General features: G+C 37.6%; 9 protein-coding genes. All 9 read left to right on the top strand.

The window, feature by feature from the left end; all coding sequences use genetic code 11:
* The first annotated feature begins 323 nt into the window (after nucleotides 1-323).
* The 9 genes from ACZSMY_RS10345 to nagZ all read left to right on the top strand — a co-directional run bounded on the left by ACZSMY_RS10345 (nucleotide 324) and on the right by nagZ (nucleotide 13,299).
* The gene (locus ACZSMY_RS10345) at nucleotides 324-2,375 is read left to right on the top strand and encodes a BglG family transcription antiterminator (RefSeq protein WP_042532539.1); all 2,052 of its coding nucleotides are present in this window, start codon (nucleotides 324-326) and stop codon (nucleotides 2,373-2,375) included.
* Nucleotides 2,372-2,653 (top strand): PTS sugar transporter subunit IIB, encoded by a 282-nt coding sequence (locus tag ACZSMY_RS10340; RefSeq protein ID WP_042532541.1) that lies wholly within the window; start codon nucleotides 2,372-2,374, stop codon nucleotides 2,651-2,653. The genes ACZSMY_RS10345 and ACZSMY_RS10340 overlap by 4 nt, the downstream gene beginning before the upstream one ends.
* A gap of 32 nt (nucleotides 2,654-2,685) precedes the next feature.
* Nucleotides 2,686-4,044, top strand: a complete 1,359-nt coding sequence (locus ACZSMY_RS10335) for a PTS ascorbate transporter subunit IIC (protein ID WP_042532542.1) — start codon at nucleotides 2,686-2,688, stop codon at nucleotides 4,042-4,044.
* A 104-nt stretch (nucleotides 4,045-4,148) separates the two neighbouring features.
* Nucleotides 4,149-6,143, top strand: a complete 1,995-nt coding sequence (gene tkt, locus ACZSMY_RS10330) for a transketolase (protein ID WP_042532544.1) — start codon at nucleotides 4,149-4,151, stop codon at nucleotides 6,141-6,143.
* A gap of 644 nt (nucleotides 6,144-6,787) precedes the next feature.
* Nucleotides 6,788-7,696 (top strand): DMT family transporter, encoded by a 909-nt coding sequence (locus tag ACZSMY_RS10325; protein WP_042532546.1) that lies wholly within the window; start codon nucleotides 6,788-6,790, stop codon nucleotides 7,694-7,696.
* 124 nt (nucleotides 7,697-7,820) lie between these two features.
* Entirely contained in the window at nucleotides 7,821-8,549 is a 729-nt protein-coding gene (locus ACZSMY_RS10320) for a YqjF family protein (protein ID WP_052484990.1), read from the top strand.
* A 97-nt stretch (nucleotides 8,550-8,646) separates the two neighbouring features.
* A complete protein-coding gene (locus ACZSMY_RS10315) occupies nucleotides 8,647-9,393 on the top strand; it encodes a hypothetical protein (RefSeq protein WP_465147757.1) in 747 nt (248 codons plus the stop codon).
* 406 nt (nucleotides 9,394-9,799) lie between these two features.
* Nucleotides 9,800-11,677, top strand: coding sequence for a family 20 glycosylhydrolase (locus ACZSMY_RS10310; protein ID WP_465147756.1), 1,878 nt, complete (start codon nucleotides 9,800-9,802; stop codon nucleotides 11,675-11,677).
* Nucleotides 11,678-11,709: 32 nt separating this feature from the next.
* Entirely contained in the window at nucleotides 11,710-13,299 is a 1,590-nt protein-coding gene (gene nagZ, locus ACZSMY_RS10305) for a beta-N-acetylhexosaminidase (RefSeq protein WP_289585289.1), read from the top strand.
* Nucleotides 13,300-13,591: the final 292 nt, after the last annotated feature.

The raw sequence follows: 13,591 nt of genomic DNA, 5'->3' as shown, positions 1-13,591 counted from the left end.
TTCTTTCCTGATTTCAAATGTTCGAATAGAACCGTCTGTTTTTGGGGAGATCAAAACATACTTTCTTATACTATTATCTTCATTATATAAAGTTTTGGTTATCTTTATTTCATTTTTATTGAAATTGATAACAGACCATTTCAAGGCTAACGGAATCAACATTATATTTAGACGTTGAAAGTGCTGAGAGTACCTTAGAATTAGAATCAATTCCAGAAAAGGAAAGCACAATCTATGTCAATATATTCATCATAAGTTGTGCCTAAACGTTGTTGTGACAATGTTGTAAGCGTTTTATAATTATATTGAGAGGTGATAGTAACATGTTAGATCAGCGCTCGATTCGACTAGTTGAAGAATTAATGAACCATGAACAGATTACAAAGCTGGAGTTGATGCAACAGTTAAAATTATCTGATCGACAGTTGATGTATGATTTTGAGAAGGTAAATGGAATTTTGGAAGATTTCAACATTCCGAAGTTAAAAATTAGCCACCAACGCTTTCAAATCTCGAAAGAAGCCAGAGAGATTTTAAGAGAAAAATTACATTCTGATAGGAGCATAGGACAATATAATTTTTCAGAGGATAACCGATTTTACATGATTTATCTCTATGTTTATATCCGAAAAGAGCCTGTATCTAATTTTCACTTGCAATCTCTGTTTAAAGTAAGTAAAAATACCGCATTAAGTGATGTACGCAGGTTGAAAAAGCATTGTCAGGAAAAAGGACTGACCTTCAGGTACAGCCGAAATGAAGGATATTGTATTGAAGGAAATGAGATGGAGAAGCGGAGAAGCGTCATTTCATGCATCCATCAATTATTAAGCCAATCTATGGGAGAAGAATTTATCATTTATATTCTTAGAGCATGGGATCAGGAAAATTTTTTAAACCGGACAAATGATGTCATGCAAAAATGGCTTGCAGAACACGGGGTGCAATTAGTAAAAACAAGAAAAATTGAATTGATTTATTATTTTACATTTTTTCAAGCAGGTGAAAAAGGAGTCCTATTCTTTTCAGAGAATGAGAAGAAGCTGTTAGAAAATCAATCATTATTTTGTTTGGTAAGTTCTCTTTTCAAACAGCTGTATGGAGAAGACAGCTCTGAAAACGAAATATATCTGATAACGATTTTATTATTAACAGCAATCGAACATATTCAACGAGTTGACAACCCAGGACTTTTAACATTATCTGAGAAGATTATTGAAGAATTTGAAAAAAATACGCTCCTTCCTGTGAAGAATAAACAGCTTTTAAAAGAGAGTTTGTTTAATCATTTAGTGCCTGCATATTTCCGAATTTTATTTGAAATTCCTTTTCATAATCCGTTGTCAACGACGATTCAATCAGAGTATGCTGAGCTATTCCAATTTGTAAAACGCTCCTTGTCGCCATTAGCAAGTTGGACAAAAAAAGAAATAAGTGATGATGAAATTGGATTCTTCACCATGCATTTTGGCAGTATTATTGATCGCCAAAATACAATGGAGATTGGGCGAATTACCGGATTAATTGTCTGTGCAAATGGAATCAGTTCATCCATGATGCTGGCTTCTCAGCTGAAAGAATTGTTTCCTGAAATTTATTTCTCTGAGGTGTTTAATGGGGATCAATTTACAGATATATCTGTACAAAACTATGATTTAGTATTTTCAACCATACCGGTAGAATCTCCAAAGCCGACATTTGTAGTGAAGCCTTTGATGACCCTGGTGGAGAAAAAACATTTACTACAATCGGTTTATAGACATTTTCCTAATTTATCGAGTCAATCAAAGCATTTGATGATTGATGAGATTATGAGTGTTATCAAAAAAAATGCAACAGTCACCAATGAAGAAAAACTGTACGGAAATCTCGTTCAATTATTTTACGCAACAAGTAATCAGAAAGAGGTGTATAAACCGATGTTATCCGAATTACTAACCGAAGATATGATTCAATTTACTGAAGAGAAACTTGACTGGGAAGAAGCAATTCGTAAAGCTTCTATTCCATTACTTGATCAGCATATTATTCAAGAATCATATGTAGAGGCGATGATAAAAAATGTGAAAGAATTAGGAACTTACATCCATGTTGGCAAGGGTGTAGGTATTCCACATGCAAGACCTGAAAATGGTGTGAATAAATTGGGGATGTCGCTGCTGAAGTTAAAACAGCCCATTGCATTATTAGGTAAAGAGGATCATCAAATTGATGTATTCATTTGCTTAGCTGCAGTGGACAATGAAGCGCACTTAAAAGCTTTGGCCCAGTTAACCAAAATATTAGGGAATAAAACTTTAATTACCCGTTTAAAAGAAACAAAATCTATAGATGAAATTATATCTATTATCCAAGAAGGAGAGAAGGTATTATGAAATTTTTAACAGTGTGTGGGTCAGGATTAGGTACAAGTTTTATGGTAGAAATGAATATTAATCAGATTCTACAAGAATTAGGTGTAGAAGGTATAGAGGTTGCTCATTCAGATTTGAGTTCTGCAACGCCTGGAGATGCGGATGTCTTTTTCCTTGCTAAGGATATTGCTGATGGCGGAGGTCATTTAGGTGAGGTTGTGGTTTTAGAAAGTATTATTGATATGGATGAGCTGCGTGAAAAAGTAGAGAAAGTGGTGCGTGAAAAAGGTTATCTATAAAAACTGCTTAACTGAAAAAGGAGGTTTTCCATATGAGTACAATGATTGATATTTTAAGTGAACCGGCAATACTCGTAGCTTTAATTGCTTTAATTGGATTAATTGCTCAGAAGAAAGGTCTTGCGGATACTGTAAAAGGAACGACAAAAACCTTTGTTGGTTTCCTCGTCATTGCAGCTGGTGCTGGTATTCTATCCGGGTCATTAACGCCGTTTGGTGCCATGTTTGAAGAAGCTTTTAATGTGTCTGGAGTAGTACCAAATAATGAAGCTGTTGTAGCTTTGGCGTTAACCGAGTATGGAACAACAACAGCCCTGATTATGTTTTTTGGGATGATCGTTAATATATTAATTGCCCGTTTCACCAGGTATAAATATATCTTCTTAACCGGACATCACACGCTTTATTTAGCTTGTATGCTGGCAGTTATTATGGCAGTTGCCGGTTTCGACACATTCGGGTTAATTGCAGCAGGATCGGTAGCTTTAGGGATAGTAATGACATTATCCCCAGCAATTTTACAGCCTTTCATGCGTCAATTAACGGGAAACGATAATGTTGCGTTAGGTCATTTCAGTGCTGTTGGATATGCTGCGAGCGGATTAGTTGGAAAACTATTTAAAGGAAGTAAAGAAAATTCTACAGAAAATATTAAATTTCCGAAAGGTTTAGGTTTTTTACGCGATAGTACAGTAAGTATTGCTTTAACGATGGTAGTAATGTACTTGATTGTTGCATTTTTTGCTGGACCAACATTTATTGAAGCAGAATTAAGCGGGGGCACAAACTTTCTTGTATTTTCATTAATTCAAGCAGGTACATTTGCTGCAGGGGTTTACGTTATTCTTTCAGGAGTACGTCTAGTTCTAGCAGAAATTGTACCAGCATTTAAAGGTATCTCTACAAAGCTTGTTCCAAATGCAAAACCTGCATTGGATGTACCGATTATTTTCACTTATGCACCTAATGCCGTGTTAATTGGTTTTTTTGCAAGTTTCATAGGCGGTATTGCAAGTATGGTAATCATGATTTTCTTAGGAGGAGTAATTATCCTTCCTGGTGTAGTTCCTCACTTTTTTACTGGAGCAGCAGCTGGAGTGTTTGGTAATGCTACTGGCGGGTTTAAAGGATCGGTAGCAGGTTCATTTGTAAACGGGATTATTATTTCCTTCTTGCCAGTATTCTTAATGCCGGTACTTGGAGATTTAGGTTTTGCAAATACAACTTTCTCTGATGCAGATTTTGGCGTATCAGGTATCTTCTTTGGAAGTCTGGCAAACTATGCAGGGCCGATTGCAATTACGGTTAGCTTGGCAGTAATTATTCTTCTGATGATTATTCCAGGAAAAAAGAAAAATAGTAATCGATCAGAAGAAACGAAAGTAGGTTAAGCCAAAAGTACGTTGTAGAACAAGTACATATAGTTGGAAAATATATGCACTTGTTCTATCACATCATAAAAGAGAGTTAATCTTATATTGGAGGTAGATTTTTAATGACAACGAAAGATTATACCATTTCTGAACTATCCATCAATACCATTCGAACATTAACAATTGACAGTGTAGAGAAAGCTCAGCATGGGCATGCAGGAATGCCAATGGGAGCGGCACCAATGGCATATGCATTATGGAAAAAACATTTAAGTATTAACCCGGAAAGCCCAAGCTGGTTTAATCGCGATCGATTTGTGCTTTCTGCTGGGCATGGGTCTAATCTTCTCTATAATTTATTACATCTATCTGGGTATCCTATTACTATCGAAGATTTAAAGCAGACCAGGCAGTGGGGAAGTAAAACACCTGGTCACCCGGAATATGGAATTACTCCTGGAGTAGAGGCAACCACAGGTCCACTGGGTCAAGGTATTCCAGTAAGTGTTGGAATGGCAATTGCAGAAAAGCATTTAGCTGAAATATATAACAAGCCTGACTATAAAATGATAGACCATTATACGTATACGATTTGTGGTGATGGCGATTTAATGGAAGGTGTTTCCTATGAAGCTATTTCCCTTGCAGGACACCTTCAATTAGATAAACTTATTGTTCTCTACGATTCTAATGATATCAGTTTAGATGGCGATTTAGATATTTCGTTTAGCGACCATATTCAAAAACGTTTTGAAGCAGCTTGTTGGCAGTATCTAAATGTTGAAGACGGTAATGATGTAGAAGCAATTACAAAAGCAATTGAAGAGGCGAAACAAGATAAGGAACGTCCAACTGTTATTGAAATAAAAACGACAATTGGATATGGCTCTCCGAACTTACAAGGAACACATCATGCACATAGTGACCCATTAGGTAAAGAGGAAATTGAACGTACGAAAGAAGTATACGGATGGGAATATGAACCGTTCCATGTACCAAAAGAAGTATATGAGGATTTTGCAACAATTAAAGAAAATGGAAAGACCGCTGAAGAGAAATGGCATAAAATGTTTGAAATCTATAAAACGGATTATCCTGAACTTGGAGAACAGTTAAACCGCATTGTAAAAGGAGAGTTAGCTGATGATTGGGATATAGATCTTCCTACGTATTCCTCAGAAGATACACTTGCAACACGTGTTGCATCAGGTAGTACATTGAATAAATTAGCAGAAAAGCTACCTGAATTAATAGGTGGATCTGCAGACTTAGACTCCTCTACGAAAACACGTTTAACAAATGAGGGAGATTTTAAAAGAGGTCAATATCAAGGAAGGAACTTGCGTTTTGGAGTTCGTGAGTTTGCAATGGGAGCGATTGCTAATGGTTTAGCACTTCATCACTTGCGCCCATTTATTAGTACTTTCTTTGTATTTTCTGATTATTTACGTCCGGCTATCCGTTTAGCATCATTAATGGAGCTCCCAGTCACTTATGTGTTCACACATGATTCTGTTGCGGTAGGACAGGATGGTCCAACACATCAACCAATCGAGCATTTAGCATCTTTCCGCGCAATGCCAGGATTGTCCGTTATCCGCCCGGCAGATGCAAATGAAACGAAAGAAGCTTGGAAACTTGCAGTAGAAAATACTTCTCAACCAACGATGCTTGTTCTTGGCAGACAAGGTTTACCTACACTGAAGAATTCCGCAGAACTTGCTAAAGATGGCGTGAGAAAAGGTGCTTATGTGGTTTCTAAATCGGTACAAGAACCAGAAGGAATTTTAATTGCTGCCGGTTCAGAAGTCAACCTAGCTATTGAAGCCCAAAAAGAATTAGAAAAGCAAGATATATTTGTTAATGTGGTAAGTATGCCAAGCTGGGATCGCTTTGAAATACAATCGGAAGCCTATAAAGAGAGTGTTCTTCCAAGAGGTATAAGAAAACGTGTTTCTATTGAGATGGGCTCTAAACTTGGATGGAGAGAATATGTTGGAGATAGCGGGATTGTAATGAGTATTGATTCATTTGGGGCCTCAGCTCCTGGTAACGAGGTTATTGAAAGGTATGGATACACTATAGAAAATGTAGTTAATACGTATAAGTGTCTTTGAAGGAAATAAGTCTGGCTCAAAAGTATTTTGAACTGGCAAATTTTGAACTTATGATTTGCAGGTAATGGTTTCAGAAGTTATTTCCATTGACGAATAAGTAAACCAATTTATAAAAGCAAAACTAAGGGGTTCACCAAAAACTTTGGGAATGCCTTAGTTTTTTATGCTGATATAATGTACGGTGTGTCTTCTACATTTTGTTGTTTCTTAAATAATTCTTGCCCTGTGTTCAAGTATTGTTCCTTTATTTAAATTGAAATTTTATGTCTAAATAATGGCATATTTTCTCAAGCACCTTGCTATATACGATAATGACTTTCAGAAATAGATTGCAATCTGATTTTATCATATAATTTAAGTATGGATTTATAAATGGTTGTCAAAGTGTATTATGAATTATATCAGTCTTTTCGTTGTATGTTTCTCCTTTAAACTATCAAAAACGTAAATTTATTAAAACAGTCAGGATGAAATTTGATTGGATGTTAATGAACTATAAATTAGTCTGTTAAAGGGAAAATTATACTGAAAGCAGAAAAACCAAAAAAACCCCCTTTTGAAATTCCCCACCCAATATGATAGTTTAATAGAAGACATATTTATTTTAAAATTTTCTGTATATTAAATAGAAATCAGGTGTTGAATTGAAAAAAATACATATCCTCTTATTTATTGTAATGCTGTTTTGGGGATTCAACCTTTCCGCTATTAAGGTTTTGGTTACTGATATTGATCCGATTTTAGTAACAGCGCTCCGTATTTTTGTTGCGGGGGCTGCGGTGCTTTTAATTTGTTTATTTATGGGTCATTTTCGATGGCCGAATAAAAAAGAATGGAAGGTTATCCTTTATGTCGGGATATTTAATGTTGTCCTCCATCATACGCTGCTGAGTGTCGGGTTAAAATATACCTCTGGTGTAAACAGCAGCTTGATTTTAGGGACGGGACCATTATTGACTGTTTTATTAGCGATTTTATTATTAAAACAGCGTGTTCCGAAATTGCGTTTATTTGGATTTGTTTTAGGGTTTGCTGGTATTTTTCTGACGACGAGTTCAGGTGGAGGTTTTCACAGTATAGCAATAGGTGATGTGATTGTCTTTTTTGCTGTTTTAGTGCAGGCCTTCAGCTTTATTTTAATAGGAAAATACCATGATGATTTCGATTCGATATTGAGTACAGGTTTTATGCTTTTCATCGGATCGGGTTTTATCTTTCTGACGAGTCAGCTTTTTGATAATCAAGTTTCCGATTTAACCCAGCTGTTCTCATGGAAGCTGGGGCTGGTTTTTCTCTTTAGTTCCCTGTTGTGTACGGCCTTTGGTCATATTATTTATAATTTGGCGATTAAGCAGGTAGGTCCTGCGGAAACAACGCTGTTTATGAATCTGAATACTCTTTTTGCAATAGTTGGTTCTGTACTGTTCTTAAATGAAAGCCTGACATTATTTCATATCATTGGATTTGTTTTCATCCTGTGCGGGATATTTGTCGGGACAGGAACATTGGAGTATATATTATTAAAACGAAGAGGAAAGTTTGTTGCTAAGTAAGTGGATAGATGTGCTTCCTGATTGATGTGCTTTTTTTGAAGCAGAGCGAATAACGGAGTATAAAGCTGTTTAGACTAATGGATGTATAAACATACTCAAAAAACATGAACAGGAAAAAATCCATATGATTATTAAAAAAACAATCCAAAAAGCAGGCATGCATCATCCTTCTTCATGGGTTCTTCTCCAAAAATGGGAGCATCTGTTATTTATCCATCTGCCAGTATCACGGGATGCTTTAGCAGCCCAGTTACCCAAAGGAGTAGAACTGGATACTTATGATGGACAGGCGTGGATTAGTATTGTTGCTTTCAAAGTAAGCAAGAACCGTTTTCGCTATCTGCCTGGAACCCCTTTTCTGCGCCCAATGCTGCAGCTGAATGTAAGAACGTATGTAAAAAGAAATGGAGAAAGAGGCGTTTATTTCTTTACGATGGATACGAATAAATTCGTTGTCGTTTTAGGAGCAAAAATAGTACATGCTCCTTTTCTTCATGCAGATATGAAAATGGAGACATCAGCTGATGCCTATTATCTGGAGAGCTCACGTAGAGGAGAGGTGGCGGCTAAATTTCAAGCAAGCTATACGCCGGTGGAAGCAGCTTTTTATCCGGAAAAAGAAAGCCTTGATTATTGGCTGTTGGAGCGGTACATCTTCTGGTCATATAAAAAGGATTCTTTATATCGCGGGGATATTCAGCATAAGCAGTGGCAAGTCCAAAATGCAGAAGTCACTATAGAAAAGCAGACGATGGTTTCCTTTTTATCGAAAGAACTTTTAGGTGGAAATCCAGTTATCCATTATTCCCGTTCTAAGGTTGCGTTCAATGGGATGATAAAAAGAGTAGAATAAGGTGTTGGTTGAGTGATAAAGTTGGTTTTTAACGAGATGATTAGGGGTATAGGTTATTGAATGAAGGAAAGATTTTTTGAACGTAGGAGTGTAAATATTGACAATTGGAGCGTTCGTGGTTGGGGTTATATTGATAACCATTCATTTATTAACTAATCAGATACTGCCCTCTGATCGTATTAAAAGAGATCGTTGGCTGTCTTTTTCCGGAGGGATTGCAGCTGCGTATATCTTTGTCTATGTATTACCTGCTTTTCATGAAGAACAGGCAAGCTTGCAGGATACAGATGATTTGGCAATGGAATCGGAATTATATTTTGTTGGATTAATTGGTATGCTGCTTTTTTTCGGTATTCAAAATATAGTAAATCGGTCTTTGAACAGATCAGAGAAGGAGTCAGACACTGCTCAGGAAAAGGCCATTGAAAACCGCGTTTTTTGGGTGCAAATTATCTTTTTTAGCATTTATAATATGTTAATTTCATTTGTTGTTATTCAATCACAGGTACAAGGGATACAAGTCGCTTTTTATTCTTCAGCTATCGGCCTGCACTTTTTTGCAGTAGCTCATGATATGTGGAGAGAAAATTCAGAAATGTATAATAAATATGGCAGGTACGTGCTGGCAGCAGGAATCGTTATCGGCTGGCTGGTTGGTTCTTTTATAACCTTTAATACGCTTGTCCTCGCTGTTATTTTCTCTTTTATTTCCGGTGCGATGATTCTCAACGTTATCAAATATGAGATGCCGGAAGAAAGAGAGGCCCACTTTAAATGGTTTTTAACAGGGGCTGTAGGATATGCAGTTATTGTTTTAATGTTAAAATTTTTCTTTGACTGGTAACAAGGCCAATATTCTCTTTGATATAAAAAAATCATTTGATACGCTCCCTTTATAGCAGCTGGAGATTTCTCTCCTGCTATGAAGGGAGTTTTTCGTATGTCTTCTAAATACCGGAAAGATTGTACAATAAGCACTTGCTAATGATTCCTATCATCAAACTGCGAAAAAGTGTTGAAACCCAAGCTAAATCTAAAAGACGAGGAAAAATGACAAGGAGCGTTTTCTAGAATTTTGGCCCAGATAAAACAGAATAACAATATTTCGAATGAAAATCTGATATTCTATTTCAATTTTTAGAAGCATATTCTAATACAAACCAAAAGTACAGCTTGGAATATTCAGATACGTACGATAACGTTCAAAACGGATAAATACTATATGAAAGAAAAGCGAGGTCGGAGCGGATATGAAACTTCATTTAACAGGTGATGTATCACAGGTGAAAAAAGGACTGAAGCAGCTTTTAAAGGATTTGGGTATTGAATTATCCAAGGATGGGCATCCCATTCATGTGAGTCAAAGAGAAGGGGCCCTTTCTGTAAAAAATGAAAATAAGGAAGGTGAAATCTTATTTCAGGAAAAGATTCATTTTTTTAGAGGAATTGGATTATGGCTGGAGCATTTTTATACGGAAAAAGATTTTACCCTTGTGGAGTACCCTCAATTTACGATGAAGGGTGCGATGCTGGATTCCTCACGAAATGCAGTTATGACAGTAGACGGAATAAAGGATTTATTGCGAAAAATGGCCATGATGGGGTTAAATACGCTGATGATTTATACAGAAGATACATATGAAGTGAAGGAATATCCCTATTTTGGCTATATGCGTGGAAGATATACAGAAGGGGAACTCAGGGAATGTGATCAGTATGCAGCGGATTTAGGGATTGAAATGATTCCTTGTATTCAAACATTAGCTCATTTAACCGAGGCTTTAAAATGGAACTATGCCATCCCTCTCCGCGATACAGCTGACATTTTATTGGCCGGTTCAAAGGAGACGTATACATTTTTAGAACATCTTATTGAAGCTGCAAGCCGTCCCTTCCAATCCAAACGGATTCACATTGGAATGGATGAAGCACATCAGCTGGGATTAGGGAAATATTTGGATAAACATGGCTATGAAAAAAGATTCGATATTATGAATAAACATTTGCAAGAGGTAACAGCTATTACAGAGAGAAAAAAGCTGAAGCCGATGATTTGGAGTGATATGTATTTCCGCCTTGGGTCCAAGCATGGAGGATATTATGATCTGGAAGCGGATATTCCTGAATCGGTCATTGCATCGATTCCAGATACGCAGCTTGTTTACTGGGATTATTACCATGATGATGAAGCATTTTATCGTACATTTATTCAGAAGCACAAAGCATTAAAGTATAATCCCGTATTCGCGGGCGGAGTGTGGACGTGGAATGGAATCTCCCCGAATTATGGAAAAGCTTTTGCCACCACGGAAGCGGCTTTACGTGCTTGTAAAAAAGAGAATATCAAGGAAGTATTCGTCACGATGTGGGGGGACAATGGAGCGGAGACACCAATGATGACGGCTTTGCCGGTCCTGCAGTTATTTGCCGAACATGCTTATCAGGAATCCTTTTCCGATGTCCATTTGCAGAAACGGTTTCGTTTTTGTACGGGTGCTTATTTTGATGATTTTATGCTGTTCAATCAATTGGATGAAACGCCTGGGGTCAGTAAGCATAATTTACAAACCTCCAATCCCTCCAAGCTGTTATTATGGCAGGATATTTTAATTGGTTTGTATGATGAGAATATCAAAAATCTGCCTTTAAACAAACACTATAAGCTTTTAACGGTTAAATTAGAGCGTGCAGCAAAAAGAAATAAGGATTGGAGCCTGTTGTTCCATTTTTACCGGCAATTATCCCATGTGCTCAGTATCAAAGCGGAAATAGGCAGAAACTTAAAAGTAATATATGATAACCAAAATCGGGGAATGCTTCAAGATATGCTCCCTATCTTAGAAGAGATCAAAGAGCGTGTGGATACATTGCGAAAAACACATCGCGCCCTATGGTTTTCTCTCCATAAGCCCTTTGGCTGGGAAATTATTGAGATTCGGTATGGCGGCGTGCTTACACGAATCGATACGGTAATGTACCGCCTCAATCAATACATTGGAGGAGAAATCAATAAAATAGAGGAGCTGGAGGAAGATCGGCTTTATTTTGAAGGTCCGTATCCGATGCAGGAAGGTTCATTAGGCAGAAATTTATACCATCGTATTGTCACAGCAGGAAATCTATCCTGATTTCTATGCGATTAAATAAAGGAGGATATTTTGTGAGTAATAAGAAGTTAGCAAGAAAAATTGGGCAGCTGCTCGTTGTCGGGTTTAACGGAAAAGCAATCACGCCCGAAATAAAAGAATTGATTCATGATTATCATGTTGGCTCCATCATTTTGTTTAGCCGGAATATCGGTGAGCCGGAAGAGGTTCTTCAATTGACTTCCATTTTACAAAAGGAAGCAAAAGCCGCCGGATATGAAAAGCCCCTATTTATTTGTCTGGATCAGGAAAACGGGGTCGTCAGCAGAATGCATCAAGGGATGACAACCTTTCCAGGAGCGATGGCGCTTGGTGCAACAGATGAACCGCAGCATGCATATAAGATCGGTTTAGCAACGGGAAGAGAATTAAAAGCACTGGGAATCAATTGGAATCTGGCGCCGGTCTTAGACGTGAATAATAATCCTGAGAATCCAGTTATCGGTGTGCGCTCTTTTAGTGAAAACCCCCAAAAGGTTGCAGCATTTGGAAAAGCAATGATGAAAGGACTGCAGGCTGCAGGTGTGATGACATCGTTAAAGCATTTTCCCGGTCATGGGGACACCAGTGTAGATTCTCATTTAGACTTACCGGTGATATCGCATGAGATGGAACGGCTGGAAAACGTGGAATTAGTTCCATTTCAAGCATGTATTCAAGCTGGAGCAGACACTGTCATGGCTGCTCATGTGTATTTTCCGGCAATTGAGCCGAAAGCAAATACGCCTGCAACCTTATCGAAGCAGGTGTATGTGAAACTGTTACGAAAGAAGCTTGGATTTCAAGGAGCGATTACAACGGATTGCATGGAGATGAAAGCGATATCAAACTCCGTTGGAACAGAGAAAGGTGCAGTGAAAGCACTGCAGGCGGGTACGGATTTTGTCATGGTTTCCCATACGCATCCTGTTCAAAAAGGAACGATACAGGCAATTACCGATGCTGTAGAAAACGGGGAATTACATGCATCCCGTATCGAAGCATCATTTCAGCGCATCCAGCTGTTAAAAGAAAAGTATACCTCCTGGAAGGATACCTTAGTACCGGATAAAGAAAAAGCTTTACAAATCGTCGGTTCAAAGGAGCATCATCAGCTCGCCCGGAAAGTGTATAGAGAAAGCGTCACAATGGTGCATAATCATCAGCTGCTGCCGTTAAAAGTAGATAAACAGCTGCAAATCCTTGTATTAGAACCATCCCACAGCTTCATGACGCAGGTGGAAGATAAAACATCGCAGCAGAAGTCACTTGGCTCAGCAGTAAAGGAGTATATTCCGCACGCAGCTGTGGAGGTGTATGACGAAAATAAACTGGAGCATGAGCTGGAAAAGCTTGTTCACGCTGCTAAAAAAGTTGATTATCTCATTTTAGGAACAATGACTGTGACGGAAAAGAGCCCTGTTATTGCGTTTGTTAATCAATTAGTAAAAGATAATAGCAATATTATTGGCGTTGGCATGCGGAATCCATATGATTTTCATTATCTAAACAAACTGCGAGCCTTTATCAATACCTATGAACCTGGTTATCCTGCATTACAGGCAGCCGCTGGAGTAATTTTTGGCAGGGAAAAAGCGAGAGGCACACTCCCGGTCAATATTTGATAGCAGCATGATCATTAAAGCTGTTAATTAGCTGAGAGAGAAAAATACGAAAGGGGGAGGGGAAGGTGAGCTAAATAATAGGGGGGACAAAAGCTGCTGCTCACAGTATCTGAATAGAAGAAATGCAATATCTTGCATTTTATTTAATTAAAATCTATATAAGTTGAAATATTTAAACTAATCTTTCCACCTAATAAAATTAAGCACTATAACTAGCGTAGTGTATTTCCGGAGCGGTTGCTAGAAGGTAAAATTTTTATTTCAACTTATATAGAAAAATAAAATAGGGGGA

The sequence above is a fragment of the Oceanobacillus sp. B139/18 genome, from assembly GCF_055524595.1.
Note: the sequence above shows the minus strand (reverse complement) of the source record. Positions and strands in the feature narration are given on the sequence as shown.

What these genes read in the sequence shown, in the direction of transcription:
- ACZSMY_RS10340 (WP_042532541.1), top strand. Translation starts at nt 2,372, where the DNA reads ATGAAATTTTTAACAGTGTGTGGGTCAGGATTAGGTACAAGTTTTATG.
- ACZSMY_RS10345 (WP_042532539.1), top strand. Translation starts at nt 324, where the DNA reads ATGTTAGATCAGCGCTCGATTCGACTAGTTGAAGAATTAATGAACCAT.
- ACZSMY_RS10335 (WP_042532542.1), top strand. Translation starts at nt 2,686, where the DNA reads ATGAGTACAATGATTGATATTTTAAGTGAACCGGCAATACTCGTAGCT.
- ACZSMY_RS10320 (WP_052484990.1), top strand. Translation starts at nt 7,821, where the DNA reads ATGATTATTAAAAAAACAATCCAAAAAGCAGGCATGCATCATCCTTCT.
- ACZSMY_RS10310 (WP_465147756.1), top strand. Translation starts at nt 9,800, where the DNA reads ATGAAACTTCATTTAACAGGTGATGTATCACAGGTGAAAAAAGGACTG.
- tkt (WP_042532544.1), top strand. Translation starts at nt 4,149, where the DNA reads ATGACAACGAAAGATTATACCATTTCTGAACTATCCATCAATACCATT.